The following is a 17,696-nucleotide window of genomic DNA, read 5'->3' as shown; positions in this document are numbered from 1 at the left end:
AGGCCGGGAATGACGACAGGCGAGGAAAGAGCGGTGCTGCGGCTACCGTTATTGCGCGCTCTTTTAGCGCAGGGCCTGGCCTTGGCGCTGGTGGTGGTACTGGTCTATTTGCTGGCGTTGCTGCCCTGGCGGATGTCGTTGTTTTCGGTGGCGCTGCTGCAGGGTGTTGCGGCAGCCGGGATCGGCTGGCGCCTGGGCCTATCACGCTGGTGGTTGTGGATCAATCTGGCGTTCCTGCCCGCACTGCTGGTGATGCAGCGCGCCGATTTGCCGGCCTGGCTGTTCCTGCTGGGCTTCGTGCTGTTGCTACTGGTCAACTGGAACAGCCTGCGCGAACAGGTGCCGCTCTATCTGAGTGGGCGCAAGGCGCAGCAACGTCTGCAGCAGTGCTTGAGCGAGCGTAAGCTGCCGCTGCGCTTCGTCGACCTGGGTTGTGGTACCGCCGGTACGGTGCTGCAGCTGGCCAGACGGTTTCCGCGCGGGCAGTTCGTTGGTGTCGAGACGGCGCCCCTGCTCTTCGCATTCGCCTGGCTGCGCTGCCTGCTGCAGGAGAACTGCAGCATTCGTTATCGGAGTCTGTGGCAGGTCGAACTCGGCGACTTCGATGTCGTCTACTGCTTTCTCTCGCCCGTGCCGATGCCGCGTCTGTGGGGCAAGGCGAAAGTCGAGATGCACGCCGGTAGCTGGCTGATCAGCAACACCTTCGAGATTCCGGGCGTACCGGCTGATCGCGAGCTCGACATCAACGAAGGGCGGCAAACGTCGCTGTTTCTCTGGCAGATGCGGGGCGCTGAGATCCGCTAGACTTGGCGCCTGAGCCAAGGAGCCTAACCATGCAAAACCCCAACAACCTGATCTGGATCGACCTGGAAATGACCGGGCTGGAGCCGGAGCGCGATGTGATCATCGAGATGGCCACCATCGTCACCGACAGCGAGCTGAACGTGCTGGCCGAAGGCCCGGTGATCGCCGTTCACCAGAGCGACCTGGCCCTGGCCGGCATGGATGAATGGAACACCCGCACTCATGGCCAGAGCGGTCTGACCCAGCGAGTGCGTGAGAGCAAGATCGACACGGCGGCGGCCGAAGCACAGACCATCGCCTTCCTCGAACAGTGGGTGCCCAAGGGCAAGTCACCCATCTGCGGCAACAGCATTGGCCAGGATCGCCGTTTTCTCTACAAGTACATGCCGGCCCTGGAAGCCTACTTCCACTACCGCTACCTGGACGTGTCGACGCTTAAGATCCTCGCTGGCATGTGGGCGCCAGCGGTCAAGGACAGCTTTCAGAAAACCGCCACTCACCAGGCGCTGGATGACATTCGTGAATCCATCGCCGAGCTGCGCCACTACCGCGAGCATTTCCTCAAGGTCTGAGTCGATACTCTTTATGTAGGCGTCAATTCGCGTAGCCCGGATGCAATCCGGGGAAACGGGCGGCGTTACTCGGATTGCATTCGGGCTACAGGGCGTTGTGCCGCTCCAGCGCCCACGCCACATGCTCGCGCACCAGTGCTGACGGGTGTTCGCGGCGGGCCTCCAGAGCCTGTAGTACCGGAATGGTCGATGGTGCATTGCCCAGGCCGACCGCCAGGTTGCGCAGCCAACGCTCGTAGCCGGCACGGCGTAGCGGCGAACCCTCGGTGCGGCTGAGAAACTCCTCTTCCGTCCACATGAAAAGCTCGGCCAGGCCGCTGTTGTCCAGGCCGTGGCGGGGCTGGAAGTCGCCCTGCTCGGTGGGGCGCGCGAAGCGATTCCAGGGACAGACGATCTGGCAGTCGTCGCAGCCGAACACCCGGTTGCCGATGGGCGCACGCAGCTCCTCCGGGATCGAGCCTTTCAGTTCGATGGTCAGGTAGGAGATGCAGCGCCGCGCATCCAGCATGTAGGGGCCGGCGAAGGCCGCTGTAGGGCAGATATCCATGCAGGCGCTGCAGCGCCCGCAATGCTCGCTGCTGTGTGGGGCATCCACCGGCAGTGGCAGGTCGACGAACAGTTCGCCGAGAAAGAAATAGCTGCCTGCCTTGCGGTTGAGCACCAGGGTGTTCTTGCCGATCCAGCCGAGGCCGGCCTTTTCGGCGATGGCCTTTTCCAGCACGGGGGCACTGTCGACAAAGGCGCGGTAACCGAAAGGGCCGATCTGCTGCTGGATACGTTCGGCCAGTTGTTGTAGGCGCTTGCGGATCAGCTTGTGATAGTCGCGGCCCAGCGCGTAGCGCGACACGTAGGCCTGCTGCGGCTCCTTCAGGCGCTGGGCCATCTGCGTATCGCCAGGCAGATAGTCCATGCGCAGCGACACCACGCGCAGGGTGCCAGGCACCAGCTCATCCGGGTGCGAGCGCTTGCTACCGTGGGCGGCCATGTAGTCCATCTCGCCCTGGTAGCCGGCATCGAGCCAGCGTTGCAGGTGCGCCTCGTGTTCGCCCAGCTCGACATCGGTGATGCCGACCTGCTGGAAGCCCAGCTCGCGTCCCCAGTTCTTGATGGACAGGGCCAGGGCGTTGAGATCGAGGGTTTGATCGGACATGGGCGGGCGCAGGCGATGGACGTAGGTATAATTCTGCCAGACATCCGTCGTGAGTGAGCCATGCATCTACCATCCGCCTCTTTGCCGTTGAGCCTGCACAGTGCCGAACAGGTGCGCGCGCTGGATGCGCAGTTGATCGCCGCCGGCACCCCAGGCTTCGAACTGATGCAGCGCGCGGCTCATGCTGCCTGGCGTGCCCTGCGCAGGCGCTGGCCGGATGCCGGCGAAATCACCGTACTGGCCGGGCGTGGTAACAATGCCGGTGACGGCTACCTGATTGCGGCTCTGGCTCAGCGTGCCGGTTGGCGCGTGCGAGTGCTGGCGGTGGGCGATCCCGCTGCTCTGAGTGGCGATGCTGAGCAGGCTTGCGCCGAGGCCGGGCGTGCGGGTGTGGAGCTTCTGCCCTGGAGCGAGTGTGCACCTTTGGCCGGTGTGGTGGTCGATGCGCTGCTCGGTACGGGCCTGGCTGGTGCGGTGCGTGAGCCATATGCCCAGGCGATCCGTATGCTCAACCAGAGCGGTTTGCCGGTGCTGGCGGTAGATATTCCCTCTGGTTTGCACGCCGACAGCGGTGTGCGTCTCGGTGTGGCAGTGCGCGCCGATCTGACCGTGACCTTCATCGCCCTCAAGCTCGGCCTGCTGACTGGCGTTGGCCCGGAGCTGTGCGGCGAGCTGCAGTTCGACGATCTGCAAGGCGATGCCCGGCTGTTGGCCCAGGCGCCCAGCGTGGCGCAGCGTCTCGATCCGACCAATCTGCCGCGCCTTGCGGCGCGCTCGCCGGTGGCGCACAAGGGGCAGTTCGGTCACCTGCTGGTGGTCGGTGGTGATCTGGGCATGGGTGGCGCCGCGCTGCTCTGCGCCGACAGCGCACTGCGCGCCGGTGCCGGCCTGGTGTCACTGGCGACGCGGGGCGAGCATGTCGCGGCTGCCTTGGTGCGCCGGCCTGAAATCATGTGTGCGGCGGTGGCTTCGGCCAATCAGCTCTTGGCACTTACCGAGCACGCCGATGTCTGCGTGGCAGGGCCTGGCCTGGGGCAGGGGGCCTGGTCGCGCAGTTTGCTGACTGGTGTCAGTGGTCTCGATATGCCTCAGGTCTGGGATGCCGATGCGCTCAATCTTCTGGCTGCCGGACAGGTCGCCGGGCCTGGTCAGGGCGTGTTTACACCGCATCCTGGCGAAGCGGCGCGTTTGCTGGGCAGCGATACCGCCAGCGTGCAGGCTGATCGGCCGGCAGCAGCGCGGGCCCTGGCGCAACGTTTTGGCCTGGTGGTGGTGCTCAAGGGGGCCGGCAGTCTGGTCGCAGCACCGGATGGGCGTCTGGCGCTGTGTGATCGCGGCCATCCGGCGATGGCGGGTGCGGGGTTGGGGGATGTCCTGGCAGGGTTGATCGGTGCGCTGCTGGCGCAAGGCATGGCGGCGTATGATGCGGCCTGCCTGGCGGTATGGCTGCACGCGCGGGCTGGAGAGGTGCTGGCGGCGCAGGGGCGCGGGCTGGCTGCCGGTGATCTGCCCTGCACCATTCGTCAGTTATTGGAGGAGTTGAGTCCGTGTGTGAAGTGAAACTCGAAGCGGCTGATGAAGCGGCGATGCTGGCCTTGGGCGCACGGCTCGCCGAAGTCAGTGGTGGCCTGGGCATCATCTATCTGCATGGCGATCTGGGCGCCGGCAAGACCACCCTCTCACGTGGCATCCTGCGCGGCCTGGGCCATGCGGGCGCGGTCAAGAGCCCGACCTTTACCCTGGTCGAACCCTATGAAATCGGCGACGTGCGTGCCTTTCATTTCGATCTTTATCGTCTGGTCGATCCTGAGGAGCTGGAGTTTCTCGGCATCCGTGATTACTTCGAAGGGGATGCCCTGTGCCTGATCGAATGGCCTCAGCGTGGCGCGGGCGTTTTGCCAAAGCCCGACCTGGACATTACCATTAGCCCACAAGCGGGCGGCCGTTCGCTGTTGCTGCAGGGGCATGGGACTCGAGGGGAGGCCTGGTGCAAGGCCCTGAGCAGCAATGACTGAATAAGAATCGATGGGGTTGGTTATGCGCATAGGCGCGCTGGTTACCGCTGTAGGGGTATTGTTGGCGGCTCTGGCTGCCGAGGCCCTGGCTGCCTCCGATGTTCGGAGCGTGCGCCTGTGGCGTGCCCCGGACAACACCCGTCTGGTCTTCGATCTGTCTGGCCCGGTGCAGCACAGCGTGTTCACTCTGGCCGCACCTGATCGCATCGTTATCGACGTCAGTGGCGCCAAGTTGGCTACCAGTCTCGAGCAACTTTCGCTCGCCAACACCCCGATCACCGGCCTGCGCTCGGCCCAACGCAGTGCCGACGACCTGCGTGTGGTCATCGACCTGTCTGCGCCGGTTTCGCCCAAGAGCTTTACCCTGGCGCCCAATCAGCAATATGGCCATCGGCTGGTAGTCGACCTTTTCGATCAGGGCAGTGCCCCGCCGGCTACGCAGACGCCGAACATTGCCTCAGGCGCACCTCCTGTACCGGTCACGCCGACCCAGCCGCCACCGAAGCTGATGCCTGTGCCCAATGGTAAGCGCGACATCGTCGTCGCCATCGATGCGGGTCATGGTGGTGAAGATCCCGGCGCGCTTTCGCCGGTCAAGGGGCAATATGAGAAGCACGTGACCCTGGCGATCTCCAAGGAGCTTCAGCGGCAGATCAATGCCGAGAAGGGCTTCCGTGCCGAGCTTGTGCGTACCGGCGACTATTTCATTCCGCTGCGTAAACGCACCGAGATCGCGCGCAAGAAAGGTGCCGATCTGTTCGTGTCCATTCATGCTGACGCGGCGCCGCGAGCCTCGGCATTCGGTGCATCGGTCTATGCTCTCTCCGAGCGTGGCGCTACGTCCGAGACCGCGCGCTGGCTGGCCGATGCCGAGAATCAATCCGACCTTATCGGTGGTGCCGGCAATGTCAGTCTCGACGACAAGGACAAGATGCTCGCCGGTGTGTTGCTGGATCTGTCGATGACCGCTTCGCTGTCCTCCAGTCTCAATGTCGGCCAGAAGGTGCTGTCGAACATGGGGGGCATCACCCCGCTGCACAAGCGGCGCGTCGAGCAGGCAGGCTTCATGGTGCTGAAGTCGCCGGATATTCCCTCGATCCTGGTGGAAACCGGTTTCATCTCCAATCCCAACGAAGCCAAGAAACTGCATAGCGCCAGCCATCAGCAGGCACTGGCGCGCTCGATCACCTCCGGGGTCAAGCAGTTCTTCCATGAAAACCCACCGCCTGGCAGTTACGTTGCCTGGCTGCGTGACGAAGGCAAAATCGCTGCTGGCCCGCGTGAACATGTGGTGTCGCGGGGCGAGAGCCTGGCGCTGATCGCCCAGCGTTACCAGATCAGTCTCGCGTCCCTGCGTAGTGCCAATAAGCTAAGGGGGGACGTGATCAAGGTCGGCCAGACATTGCAGATACCCGCCACAGCGCTGGCAGCCCAGTAGTGAGTGTCATGTCCCGTATTCATTTGCTCAGCCCGCGCCTGGCCAACCAGATTGCCGCGGGCGAAGTGGTCGAGCGCCCGGCTTCGGTCGCCAAGGAACTGCTGGAAAACAGCCTGGACTCTGGTGCCCGGCGCATCGATGTCGAGGTCGAGCAGGGTGGCGTCAAGTTGCTCAAGGTGCGCGACGACGGTGGCGGTATTGCCCCGGACGACCTGCCCCTGGCGCTGGCGCGCCATGCCACCAGCAAGATTCGTGAGCTGGAAGATCTCGAGGCCGTGCTCAGCATGGGCTTTCGTGGCGAGGCGCTGGCGTCGATCAGCTCGGTGTCGCGCCTGACGCTGACCTCGCGTACCGCCGACGCTGACCAGGCCTGGCAGGTGGAAACCGAAGGCCGCGACATGGAGCCGCGCGTGCAACCTGCCGCGCACCCAGTGGGCACCTCGGTGGAGGTGCGAGATCTGTTCTTCAATACCCCGGCGCGGCGCAAGTTCCTGCGTGCCGAGAAAACCGAGTTCGATCACCTGCAGGAGGTCATCAAGCGCCTGGCGCTGGCGCGCTTCGATGTGGCTTTCCACCTGCGGCACAACGGCAAGACGGTGTTTGCCCTGCACGAGGCAGGTGACGAAATCAGCCGTGCGCGCCGCGTCGCTTCTGTATGCGGGCCGGCTTTTCTGGAACAGGCGCTGCCAATCGAGATCGAGCGCAGTGGTCTGCGGTTGTGGGGTTGGGTCGGCTTGCCGACCTTCTCCCGCAGTCAGGCAGATCTGCAGTATTTCTACGTCAATGGGCGCATGGTGCGCGATAAGCTGGTGGCCCATGCGGTGCGCCAGGCCTATCGCGACGTGCTGTTCAATGGCAGGCACCCGACCTTCGTGCTGTTTCTGGAAATCGATCCGTCGACGGTGGACGTCAATGTTCACCCGACCAAACACGAAGTGCGTTTCCGTGATAGCCGCATGGTCCATGACTTCCTCTATGGCACCCTGCATCGCGCCCTGGCCGATGTACGTCCCGAGGATCAGGTGGCGGCTCCGGCGGCCGTATCGCCCATGATGCGCCCGAGCGGCCTGGCTGCCGGGGAGTTCGGCCCGCAAGGCGAAATGGGCCTCGCTGCCAGCATTCTTGAAGCCCCGGCTCCCAGCGTGCAGCCGGCCTGGCGCAGCAGTGGTGCCGGGTACCAGCAGCCTGCAGGTAATCCCGGCGTATCCGCTGGCGAAGCCCAGGCTGCGTATCGCGAATACTTCTCGCCGCTGCCGAGCGCTCAGGTTCAGTCGATGTCGCAGGAACAGGGCGATATTCCACCGCTCGGTTACGCTGTGGCGCAGCTCAAGGGCGTCTACATCCTTGCCGAAAACGCTCAGGGTCTGGTGGTGGTGGACATGCACGCCGCGCACGAGCGCATCACTTACGAACGCTTGAAACACGCCATGGCCAGTGAAGGTTTACGCGGCCAGCCGCTGCTGGTGCCTGAGTCCATCGCTCTCAGTCAGCGCGAAGCCGATTGCGCCGAGGAGCATGGCGAGTGGTTCCAGCGCTTGGGCTTCGAGCTGCAGCGCCTGGGTGAGGAGACCGTAGCGATTCGCCAGATTCCGGCGTTGCTCAAGCAGGCTGAGGCCACCCAACTGGTGCGTGACGTGCTGGCCGATTTGCTCGAGTACGGCACCAGCGATCGCATCCAGGCGCATCTCAACGAGCTGCTGGCGACCATGGCTTGCCATGGCGCGGTGCGCGCCAATCGGCGCCTGACCATTCCCGAGATGAACGCTCTGCTGCGGGATATGGAGCAGACCGAGCGTAGCGGCCAGTGCAACCACGGGCGCCCGACCTGGACGCAACTGAGTATGGATCAGCTCGACAAGTTGTTCATGCGTGGTCAGTAATTGAATGAAGCCCTGAGCCAGGGGCGCCCGTCTTCGTGTTTCGAGTCATATCGATGTCTTCGCTTCCTCCAGCAATCTTCCTGATGGGCCCGACTGCCGCCGGCAAGACCGATTTGGCCCTTGAACTCGCCCGGGTATTGCCGTGCGATTTGATCAGCGTCGATTCGGCGCTGGTCTATCGCGGCATGGATATCGGCACGGCCAAACCGGAGCGAGTCGTTCTGGACGCGTTTCCCCATGCGTTGATCGATATCCGTGATCCGGCCGAGAGCTATTCGGCGGCCGAGTTTCGCGCCGATGCCCTGGCGGCCATGGCTGAGAGCGCCGCGCGCGGGCGTATTCCGCTGCTGGTGGGCGGCACCATGTTGTATTACAAGGCCTTGCTGGAAGGGCTGGCCGATATGCCCAGCGCTGACCCGGCCATTCGCGCCGAGCTGGAAGCAAGGGCTGCGGTCGAAGGGTGGGAGGCGCTGCATCGGGAGCTGGCTGAGGTCGATCCGGAGTCCGCCTTGCGCATCCATCCCAACGATCCGCAGCGTCTGACCCGGGCGCTCGAGGTCTATCGCGTGAGTGGCCTGAGCATGACCGAGCATCGCCTGCGCCAGGCTGCAGGAAATCCGGATGCGGGCACATCAGGCGCCGGGCAATTACCCTATACTGTTGCTCAGCTTGCTATCGCACCAGCGCAGCGTCAGGTTTTGCATGACCGCATCGCTCAACGATTTCGGGTGATGCTGGAACAGGGTTTCGTGGAAGAGGTCGAAGCCTTGCGTAGACGAAGTGACTTGCACGCGGGATTGCCGTCTATACGGGCGGTGGGTTATCGCCAGGTGTGGGAATACCTTGATGGCGAGCTGTCCCGGAACGATATGGTCGAGCGTGGCATCATCGCCACTCGGCAATTGGCCAAGCGTCAGTTCACCTGGTTACGTGGTTGGGAGAACTTGCATTGGCTCGATAGCCTGGCCTGCGACAATCTGTCTCGCGCCTTGAAATACCTGGAAAGCGTCTCCATATTGAAATGAGACCTTGCCGCTGGTCGTCTATCCTTGGGGGTGGGACGGCCTGAAGCCATTGTTTACCTACTAAAATTATTGAAAATTGATCCTCGAAAGGAGTGCGGCACATGTCAAAAGGGCATTCGCTACAAGACCCTTACCTGAATACCCTGCGTAAGGAACGCGTCCCTGTTTCCATCTATCTGGTCAATGGCATCAAGCTGCAGGGCCAGATCGAATCCTTCGACCAGTTCGTCATCCTGCTGAAGAACACTGTCAGCCAGATGGTCTACAAACACGCTATTTCTACCGTTGTGCCAAGCCGTCCGGTGCGCCTGCCAAGTGCTGGCGATGCCGAGCAGGCCGATGGCGAGCCGGGTAACGCCTGATAGGGGGCTGCATTGTTCTTCGAGCGTCATGAGGGCGGTGAGCGGGCCATCCTGGTTCATCTGGAAGGCCAAGACTCCGAGGCGAGCGAAGATCCCCAGGAGTTCCAGGAATTGGCCATGTCGGCAGGCGCTGACATGGTCGCTTTCTTTTGCGTGCCCAGCAGTCGTCTGACTGCCAAGTTCCTTATCGGCAGTGGCAAGGTCGAGGAGCTGCGCGATCAGGTCAAGGCCGTCGAGGCCGATCTGGTCATCTTCAATCACACCCTGACACCGAGCCAGGAGCGCAACCTCGAGCGCGCCTTCGAGTGTCGTGTGCTCGATCGCACCGGGTTGATCCTCGATATCTTCGCGCAGCGTGCGCGTACCCACGAAGGCAAGCTGCAGGTCGAGTTGGCTCAGCTCGACCACATGAGCACGCGCCTGGTGCGTGGCTGGACCCACCTCGAGCGACAGAAAGGTGGTATCGGCCTGCGTGGTCCGGGTGAAACCCAGCTGGAAACCGACCGCCGCTTGCTACGTGTGCGCATTCGCCAGATCAAGCAGAAGCTCGAGAAGGTGCGCAGTCAGCGCGAGCAGGCGCGCCGCGGGCGCAGGCGCGCGGATATCCCTTCGGTTTCCCTGGTGGGTTACACCAACGCTGGCAAGTCCACGCTGTTCAATGCGCTCACCACCTCCGAGGTCTACGCGGCTGACCAGTTGTTCGCCACGCTCGACCCGACCTTGCGTCGTCTGCAGCTCGACGACCTGGGGCCGATCGTGCTGGCCGATACCGTAGGTTTCATTCGTCACCTGCCGCACAAGCTGGTCGAGGCCTTCCGCGCTACGTTGGAGGAGTCGAGCAACTCCGATCTGCTATTGCATGTTATCGATGCCCATGAGCCCGAGCGCATGGCGCAGATCGAACAGGTGCAGAACGTGCTCAAGGAGATCGGGGCACACGAGTTGCCGATGCTTGAGGTATACAACAAGCTGGATTTGTTGGATGGTGTCGAGCCGCAGATCCAGCGCGATGCTGATGGCAAGCCGCTGCGCGTCTGGTTGTCGGCCCGTGAGGGGCGTGGTCTCGAGCTGTTGCGTCAAGCAGTGGCGGAGCTGCTGGGCGAAGATCTGTTCGTCGCTACGCTGCAGTTGCCGCAACGTTTGGGGCGACTGCGTGCGCAATTCTTCGCGCTGGGAGCGGTGCAGAGCGAAGAACATGATGAGTTGGGGCGCAGCCTGCTGGCGGTACGTTTGCCGCGAGTCGAGCTCAATCGCCTGGTGAGTCGTGAAGGTTTGGAGCCTCAAGCCTTCATCGAGCAACATACTTTGCAATAAAGCCTGGGACGGTGGCTTTGCTGTCATCATAGGGCTTTGGGTAGCATTGGCCGGCGTGCCGTGGGCGCGCCTTCGCTTTATCAGTACGGAGAACGCTATGGCTTGGAATGAGCCGGGTGGCAACTCGAACAATCAAGACCCCTGGGGCGGCCGCAAAGGCGGTGGCCGGCAGGGGCCGCCGGATCTCGACGAAGCGTTCCGCAAGCTGCAAGAAAGCCTCAATGGGCTGTTTGGCGGTGGCAAGAAACGTGGTGACGACGAGTCTGGTCGCAGTGGCGGCGGTGGCTTCGGCCTGCTGTTCGTCGGCCTTGGCCTGTTGGCGGTGGTATGGCTGTACAGCGCGATCTACGTGGTGGACGAGCAGGAGCAGGCCGTGGTGCTGCGCTTCGGCAAGTACCACGAGACCGTCGGTCCGGGCCTGAATATCTATTTCCCGCCAATCGATCGCAAGTTCCAGGAAAACGTCACGCGTGAGCGCGCTTACACCAAGCAGGGCGCCATGCTGACCGAAGACGAGAACATCATTGAAGTGCCGCTGACCGTGCAGTACCGGGTGACCAACCTGCAGGACTTCGTGCTCAACGTCGACCAGCCGGAAGTCAGCCTGCAGCACGCCACCGACAGCGCCGTGCGCCACGTGGTGGGTTCCACCGAGATGGACCAGGTGCTGACCGAGGGTCGTGAGCTGATGGCCAGTGAGGTGCGTGAGCGCCTGCAGCGTTTCCTCGACAACTACCGGACTGGCATCACCATCACTCAGGTGAACATCCAGAGTGCTGCTGCGCCGCGTGAGGTTCAGGAAGCCTTCGATGACGTGATCCGTGCCCGTGAAGACGAGCAGCGGGAGAAGAACCAGGCCGAGTCCTACGCCAACGGCGTGATTCCGGAAGCACGTGGTCAGGCTCAGCGTCTGTTGGAAGAGGCCAACGGTTACCGTGATGAAGTCATCGCTCGCGCCCAGGGTGAGGCGGACCGCTTCACCAAGCTGGTAGCGGAGTACCGCAAGGCGCCTGAGATCACTCGCGAGCGTCTGTACATCGACACCATGCAGGAAGTGATGAGCAACACCAGCAAGGTTCTGGTCACCGGTGACAAGGGGCAGAACAACCTGCTCTATCTGCCGCTGGACAAGATGATCGACAGCCGTGGTGGTGCTTCTTCCTCCAGCTCTGCCAACAGCAGCAATTCGACAGCGCGTGATCCGGCCGTGCCGCTGAGCAGCGATATGTCCCAGCGTAACCTGCGTACCCGGGAGGGCCGTTGATGAACAACAAGTCCCTGATCGGCCTGATCGTGGCCGTGGTTGTGGCCCTGGTGGCGTGGAACAGCTTCTATATCGTGGCGCAGACCGAGCGTGCGGTGCTGTTGCAGTTCGGGCGAGTGGTTCAGCCTGATGTGCAGCCCGGCCTGCATGTGAAGATCCCCTACGTCAACCAGGTGCGTATCTTCGACGGTCGTCTGCTGACGCTGGACTCGACGTCCTCGCGCTTCCTGACCCTGGAGAAGAAGGCGCTGATGGTCGATGCCTATGCCAAGTGGCGGGTGAAGGATGCCGAGCGCTTCTATCAGTCCACCTCGGGTATGAAGCAAGTCGCTGATGAGCGTCTGGCGCGCCGTCTGGAAGCATCGCTACGTGACCAGTTCGGTAAGCGCACCCTGCACGAATCGGTATCCGGTGAGCGTGATGCGCTGATGGCCGACGTGACCGCGACCCTCAACCGCGCCGCCGAGCGTGAGCTGGGTATCGAAGTGGTCGATGTTCGGGTCAAGGCCATCGACCTGCCGCGGGAAGTGAACCGCAGTGTGTTCGAGCGGATGAGCACCGAGCGTGAGCGTGAGGCCCGCGAGCACCGCGCCAAGGGTCGTGAGCTGGCTGAAGGTATTCGCGCCGATGCCGATCGTCAGCGCCGCGTACTGCTGGCTGAAGCCTATCGTGAAGCTGAAGAGCTGCGCGGTGACGGTGATGCCCAGGCTGCGTCCATCTACGCCAACGCCTTCGGTCAGGATCAGGAGTTCTACTCCTTCTACCGTAGTCTGCAGGCTTACCGCGAAAGCTTCGCTGACAAGCGTGATGTGCTGGTGCTGGACCCGGGCAGCGATTTCTTCCGCTACCTGGAAAAATCCAGGCCTTGATCGGCAACCCTGGCGGCGCGATGCGTCGCCAGGGTGACCGCGAGGTAAAACGTGGTATCATGCGGCAGCCGGGAAAATCCCGGCTTTTTTGCGTCTGTGGGAATCATGTGGCAGGAACTTGGCATCGCACTGTGTCTGGTATTGGTGCTGGAAGGCATCCTGCCCTTCCTCTATCCGCGCCATTGGCGCGGAGCGGTCATGCAGGCAGCTCGTCTGCCCGACCGCCGACTGCGCCTTATGGGGCTGGCCAGCATGCTGCTGGGTACGGCCCTTCTATATCTGCTTCACTGAAGGCTTGTGCCGCCCGGATCGAGAGGGGAATGGCGAAATGGCAACGGTAGACCGCTGGCTGCTGCCAGATGGCATCGAAGAAGTACTGCCGCCGGAAGCGGCGCGCATCGAGGCGGCACGCCGCCAGGTGCTGGATCTGTTCCAACGTTGGGGTTACGAGTTCGTCGTCACCCCTCATATCGAGTACCTGGAATCCCTGTTGACTGGCGCCGGCCAGGATCTCGACCTGCGTACCTTCAAGGTCACCGATCCGCTGTCCGGTCGGCAGATGGGTTTTCGTGCCGACATCACCCCGCAGGTGGCGCGCATCGACGCTCATACCATGCGCCGCGAAGGGCCGAGCCGCTTGTGCTATGCCGGCAGCGTGCTGCATGCGCAGCCGCGTGCACTGACCACTTCGCGCAGCCCGATCCAGCTGGGTGCCGAGCTCTATGGCGACGCCAGTCCGGCCAGCGATATCGAGGTGATCAGCCTGCTGGTCGAGACCCTCGAGCTGGCTGCGGTGCCGGACGTTCATATGGATCTCGGTCATGTTGGTATCTACCGTGGTCTGGCGCGTGCCGCTGGCCTGTCCGGTGAGGCTGAGCAGCAACTGTTCGATGCACTGCAGCGCAAGGCCATGGATGAGATCGAGGGCCTGACCTCCGCGTTGCCGGCGGGCCTGGGCAGCATGCTGCGTTCGCTCGCCGAGCTGTGTGGCGGTCGGGAAGTGCTGGATCTGGCCCAGGCTGTTCTGGTCGAGGCGCCAGATGCGGTGCACGCTGCGCTCGATGAACTGGTGGCCATCGCCGATGCGCTGGAGCTGCGTTATCCGGAGCTGCCGCTGTACTTCGACCTGGGCGAGTTGCGCGGCTACAACTATCACACCGGCGTGGTGTTCGCGGCCTTCGTGCCGGGTGAGGGCGGTGCCATCGCTCAGGGTGGTCGTTATGACGATACCGGTGCGGTATTCGGTCGTGCGCGCCCAGCTACTGGCTTCTCCACAGACCTGAAGACCCTGGTAACCCTGGGTGACATGCGTGTGGATGAGGCTGTCAGCGGTGTCTGGGCGCCGGACAATCATGATCTCTACCTGTGGCAGGTCGTTCGTCGTCTGCGTGGTGAAGGCGAGCGCGTGGTTCAGGCGCTGCCCGGGCAGAGCGAGGCGGATGCGCGCGAAGCAGGCTGTGATCGCCTGCTGACGCTGCGCGATGGACGTTGGCAGGTGGCGCCCCTGGCGTCCTGAATTCATTTTCGCCGGCCCGCGGCCGGCATCGAAGCTTGCGCGAAGAGGACAAGTTTATGGGTAAGAATGTCGTCGTCCTGGGCACCCAATGGGGTGATGAGGGCAAGGGCAAGATCGTCGACCTGCTCACCGAGCAGGCCGCTGCAGTCGTGCGTTATCAGGGTGGTCACAACGCTGGCCACACCCTGGTGATCAACGGTGAGAAGACCGTCCTGCACCTGATTCCGTCCGGCATCCTGCGTGCAGGCGTCGAGTGTCTGATCGGCAACGGTGTGGTGGTCGCTCCCGATGCTCTGATGCGCGAAATCACCAAGCTGGAAGAGAAGGGTGTACCGGTGCGTGAGCGCCTGCGTATCAGCCCGGCTTGCCCGCTGATCCTGTCCTATCACGTGGCGCTGGACCAGGCGCGCGAAAAGGCCCGCGGTGATGCCAAGATCGGCACCACCGGTCGCGGTATCGGCCCGGCATACGAAGACAAGGTCGCGCGTCGCGGCCTGCGCGTCGGTGACCTGTTCCACCGCGAGCGTTTCGCTGCCAAGCTGGGCGAGCTGCTGGATTACCACAATTTCCAGCTGGTCAATTTCTACAAAGAGCCGGCCATCGACTTCCAGAAAACCCTGGATGAATGCATGGAATACGCCGAACTGCTCAAGCCGATGATGGCTGACGTCACTGCCGTGCTGCATGACCTGCGTCGTGAAGGCAAGGACATCATGTTCGAAGGTGCCCAGGGTTCGCTGCTGGACATCGACCATGGCACCTACCCCTACGTGACCAGCTCCAACACCACCGCTGGCGGTATCGCCACCGGCTCCGGTTTCGGTCCGTTGTACCTGGACTACATCCTCGGTATCACCAAGGCCTACACCACCCGTGTCGGTTCCGGCCCGTTCCCGACCGAGCTGTTCGATGACGTTGGCGCCTTCCTCGCCAAGCGTGGTCACGAGTTCGGCGCGACCACCGGTCGTGCCCGTCGTTGCGGCTGGTTCGATGCAGTGATCCTGCGTCGCGCCATCGAAATCAACAGCATTTCTGGTCTGTGCCTGACCAAGCTGGACGTGCTCGACGGTCTGGAAACCATCCGTATCTGCACCGGCTACAAGGACGCCAGCGGCCAGGTACTGGTCGATGCGCCGACCGACGCCGACAGCTACATCGGCCTGCAGCCGGTCTACGAGGAAATGCCAGGCTGGAGCGAGTCCACTCTGGGTGCCAAGACTCTGGAAGACCTGCCAGCTGCTGCGCGCGCCTATATCAAGCGTGTGGAAGAGCTGGTCGGCGCGCCGATCGACATCATCTCCACTGGCCCGGATCGCAACGAGACCATCGTCCTGCGTCATCCGTTTGCCTGATCGAGATGCTCTCGAGTCGCACAGGAGCCGCCTTCGGGCGGCTTTTTTGTGTCCGTCCGTACGGGCGCTCCTGCATGGGGGCTGGGCATGCGCTTTGCTTATATTCAATAAATCCCGGAAGTCGCCGTTATAGCTATTACGGTTGTTGAGGAGTGTCCCCTGTGTTCGCCATCGTTTCCATGTTGCGTAGCCGTCTGTTGCGCCCGGTGTTCGTCGCGCTTGGTCTGGCCATGTTGGTGCAGGTCGGTTTGGCTGTTTGGCTGATGCGCGCCTCGGTCGACGGAATGGTCGAGGATCTGGCGCAGCGCCTGGGGGGTGAAAGCCGCCGTCTTGGCGAAGAGCTGAACATGGCCGAGCGCGAGATGAGTCAGGGTCTTGCGGCGTTGGCGAGCAGTACCCGCACTCGCCTGGGTGAAGGGCTTTCTGGTCAGTTGAAGACTGAGCAGGCGCAACTGCGTGTGGTGCTCGAGGGTAATCTCAAGCAGTCCGGCCAGGCGCTGGCGCAATTGCTGGCCGGGGTGGCGCCGAAGTCCATCTGGGATCTGGATATTCCTGCGCTCACTGCGCTTACCCGAATCGCCCAGCAGGATCCGGCGGTGTTGTTCGCCATCATCTATGACGCCGATGGTCAGCGCCTGACGCGCAACTTCAATCGCAGTAATGCGCAGGTGCGCGAGCTCGTCGCTGCCGGGCAGGGTGGCTCGCCGCTGGAGAAGCTGGTGGATGCGGCTTCGCGCGATCCGCGTGTTTATGTGGTCGAGGCTGATATCAATCCAATGGGCTCGCGCATCGGCAAGGTGCAGATGGGCCTGTCGCTGGATGTGGTGGAAAAGGAGCTGGCCGCTCTGGACGGCCGCTTTGCGTCTTTGGTCAGTGGCGCTGGTGAGTTGGTCGATAGCAGTCTGGCTGGCGCTTCCGAAGAGGCAACCGGTGCGCTGCGCGAGCGTCTGCAGTCGGCCGAGCGCTACACCCAGGAAATGGCGCGCAACGGTGGTGAGTCGGTGCGCGTGGCGGCGGAGTCGCTGCGCTGGAACATCGCCCTCGGACTTTTGATCGTGGGGGCGCTGGCAATGCTGGTGGTCGCCCTTGTGTTGGGTTGGCGAGTGCTGAGTCGCTTGCGCCTGCTTAGTGCGGCACTCAATGATCTGGCAGCGGGCGAGGGCGATCTGACGCGGCGTGTGAGCATCGACAGTCAGGACGAGGTTGGCGAAATGGCCGATGCCGTCAATCGCTTCATCGCCAAGCTGCAGCCCATCGTGCGAGAGTCGGGCGAGGTGGCGTTGCGCACGGGGGAGCAGATTCGCAGCCTGACTCAGCGCGGCGTGGCGGCCGAGGCCGCTGCCGGACGGCAGCGCGATGAGGTGGCTGGCAGTCTGCAGGCACTGGCGCAAATGGCCGACGAGGCGCAGGCGGAAAGCCAGGCCATGCAGGACGCGCTGCAGCGCGTTGACACCATCCGCCAGGCGGCGCACGAGAACGCGGTTATCGCTCAACGCCTGTCCATGTTGATCGAGGGCCTGGTGGCGCGGGTGGCCGATGGTTCGGCGGTGATTGAACGGCTGGCCAAGCAGAGCGAACAGATCGAGGTGGTGCTGACGGTGATTCAATCAATTGCCGAGCAGACCAACCTGCTCGCGCTCAATGCCGCCATCGAGGCGGCGCGCGCCGGCGAAAGTGGTCGAGGGTTTGCCGTGGTGGCTGACGAGGTGCGTGCGTTGGCGAGCAAGACTCAGCAGTCCACCGGCGATATCCAGACCCATATCGCTGCCCTGCAGCGTGGCGCGCAGGAGGCGGTTGACGCCATCGCCCAGGCCGGCGCGCAAGGCAGTGAAGGTCTGCAGGTGCTGCGTGACAGTTCACGCCTGCAGCATTCGGTGCAGCAGTCGGTGGATGAAGTGCATGGCGCCATCAATGCCGCGACCCAGGCGGCGGCACATCAGGCGCAAGGGGCGGGAGCGGTGCGCGGGCGTGTCGAGACCATCCATGCCGAAGCGCAGCGTGCGGCCGAGGCGGTGGCGGCGATTGCCGGCAACGCAAGAGCGTTGGACGAGCTGGCTGCGCAGCTCAAGGCCAGTCTGGGGCAGTTCAAAGTGTAGGGTGCGCTGTGCGCGCCTCGCTGCTCTAAGGTCTTGGCG

16 protein-coding genes and 1 pseudogene are annotated in these 17,696 nt (G+C 63.1%); 16 read left to right on the top strand and 1 reads right to left on the bottom strand.

All coding sequences use genetic code 11. The features are described 5' to 3' along the window. Nucleotides 1–9: 9 nt before the first annotated feature. Nucleotides 10–804 carry a class I SAM-dependent methyltransferase gene (locus tag H3221_RS02505; protein WP_196477144.1) on the top strand — a complete coding sequence of 265 codons (795 nt, stop codon included), beginning with the start codon at nt 10–12 and terminating at the stop codon, nt 802–804. Between the two features lie 29 nt (nt 805–833). Beyond that, nucleotides 834–1,376, top strand: a complete 543-nt coding sequence (orn, locus tag H3221_RS02500) for an oligoribonuclease (RefSeq protein ID WP_160019207.1) — start codon at nt 834–836, stop codon at nt 1,374–1,376. Between the two features lie 85 nt (nt 1,377–1,461). Here orn and queG read toward each other — a convergent pair whose 3' ends face one another. Next, a complete protein-coding gene (queG, locus tag H3221_RS02495; RefSeq protein WP_196477143.1) occupies nt 1,462–2,526 on the bottom strand; it encodes a tRNA epoxyqueuosine(34) reductase QueG in 1,065 nt (354 codons plus the stop codon). Between the two features lie 60 nt (nt 2,527–2,586). Between queG and H3221_RS02490 the strand changes: the two genes are divergently transcribed. From H3221_RS02490 to H3221_RS25740, 14 genes and pseudogenes are all read left to right on the top strand, one after another. Next, a complete protein-coding gene (locus H3221_RS02490; RefSeq protein ID WP_196477142.1) occupies nt 2,587–4,086 on the top strand; it encodes an NAD(P)H-hydrate dehydratase in 1,500 nt (499 codons plus the stop codon). Further along, on the top strand, nt 4,074–4,541 hold the full coding sequence (gene tsaE / locus H3221_RS02485; protein ID WP_196477141.1) for a tRNA (adenosine(37)-N6)-threonylcarbamoyltransferase complex ATPase subunit type 1 TsaE: 468 nt from the start codon (nt 4,074–4,076) through the stop codon (nt 4,539–4,541). The genes H3221_RS02490 and tsaE overlap by 13 nt, the downstream gene beginning before the upstream one ends. A gap of 10 nt (nt 4,542–4,551) precedes the next feature. Continuing rightward, the gene (locus H3221_RS02480) at nt 4,552–5,979 is read left to right on the top strand and encodes an N-acetylmuramoyl-L-alanine amidase (RefSeq protein ID WP_196477140.1); all 1,428 of its coding nucleotides are present in this window, start codon (nt 4,552–4,554) and stop codon (nt 5,977–5,979) included. Further along, nucleotides 5,979–7,859: a DNA mismatch repair endonuclease MutL gene (gene mutL / locus H3221_RS02475; protein WP_196477139.1), complete on the top strand. Its 1,881-nt coding sequence runs from the start codon at nt 5,979–5,981 to the stop codon at nt 7,857–7,859. Before H3221_RS02480 ends, mutL begins: the two co-directional genes overlap by 1 nt. Nucleotides 7,860–7,912: 53 nt before the next feature. After that, nucleotides 7,913–8,884, top strand: a complete 972-nt coding sequence (gene miaA / locus H3221_RS02470) for a tRNA (adenosine(37)-N6)-dimethylallyltransferase MiaA (protein ID WP_196477138.1) — start codon at nt 7,913–7,915, stop codon at nt 8,882–8,884. A gap of 101 nt (nt 8,885–8,985) precedes the next feature. Beyond that, nucleotides 8,986–9,246: an RNA chaperone Hfq gene (gene hfq / locus H3221_RS02465; protein WP_003459200.1), complete on the top strand. Its 261-nt coding sequence runs from the start codon at nt 8,986–8,988 to the stop codon at nt 9,244–9,246. Nucleotides 9,247–9,258: 12 nt separating this feature from the next. Continuing rightward, nucleotides 9,259–10,560 carry a ribosome rescue GTPase HflX gene (gene hflX, locus H3221_RS02460; protein ID WP_196477137.1) on the top strand — a complete coding sequence of 434 codons (1,302 nt, stop codon included), beginning with the start codon at nt 9,259–9,261 and terminating at the stop codon, nt 10,558–10,560. 97 nt (nt 10,561–10,657) lie between these two features. Further along, nucleotides 10,658–11,824 (top strand): FtsH protease activity modulator HflK, encoded by a 1,167-nt coding sequence (hflK, locus tag H3221_RS02455; protein ID WP_196477136.1) that lies wholly within the window; start codon nt 10,658–10,660, stop codon nt 11,822–11,824. Then, nucleotides 11,824–12,693 (top strand): protease modulator HflC, encoded by an 870-nt coding sequence (gene hflC / locus H3221_RS02450; RefSeq protein ID WP_017678667.1) that lies wholly within the window; start codon nt 11,824–11,826, stop codon nt 12,691–12,693. The genes hflK and hflC overlap by 1 nt, the downstream gene beginning before the upstream one ends. Nucleotides 12,694–12,798: 105 nt before the next feature. Next, nucleotides 12,799–12,984 (top strand): DUF2065 domain-containing protein, encoded by a 186-nt coding sequence (locus H3221_RS02445; RefSeq protein ID WP_003459207.1) that lies wholly within the window; start codon nt 12,799–12,801, stop codon nt 12,982–12,984. Nucleotides 12,985–13,021: 37 nt separating this feature from the next. Next, on the top strand, nt 13,022–14,209 hold the full coding sequence (locus tag H3221_RS02440; protein WP_196477135.1) for an ATP phosphoribosyltransferase regulatory subunit: 1,188 nt from the start codon (nt 13,022–13,024) through the stop codon (nt 14,207–14,209). Between the two features lie 56 nt (nt 14,210–14,265). Further along, nucleotides 14,266–15,561, top strand: coding sequence for an adenylosuccinate synthase (locus H3221_RS02435; protein ID WP_196477134.1), 1,296 nt, complete (start codon nt 14,266–14,268; stop codon nt 15,559–15,561). 179 nt (nt 15,562–15,740) lie between these two features. Further along, nucleotides 15,741–16,799 (top strand): annotated as a pseudogene (locus H3221_RS25745) (HAMP domain-containing protein); the annotation flags it as partial. Next, nucleotides 16,773–17,657 (top strand): methyl-accepting chemotaxis protein, encoded by an 885-nt coding sequence (locus H3221_RS25740; protein WP_397427952.1) that lies wholly within the window; start codon nt 16,773–16,775, stop codon nt 17,655–17,657. The pseudogene H3221_RS25745 and the gene H3221_RS25740, both read left to right, overlap by 27 nt. Nucleotides 17,658–17,696: the final 39 nt, after the last annotated feature.

This window comes from Pseudomonas chaetocerotis, assembly GCF_015712105.2.
In the GTDB taxonomy this organism is placed as follows: Bacteria; Pseudomonadota; Gammaproteobacteria; order Pseudomonadales; family Pseudomonadaceae; genus Aquipseudomonas; species Aquipseudomonas chaetocerotis.
This window is presented reverse-complemented; position numbering and strand designations above follow the sequence as displayed.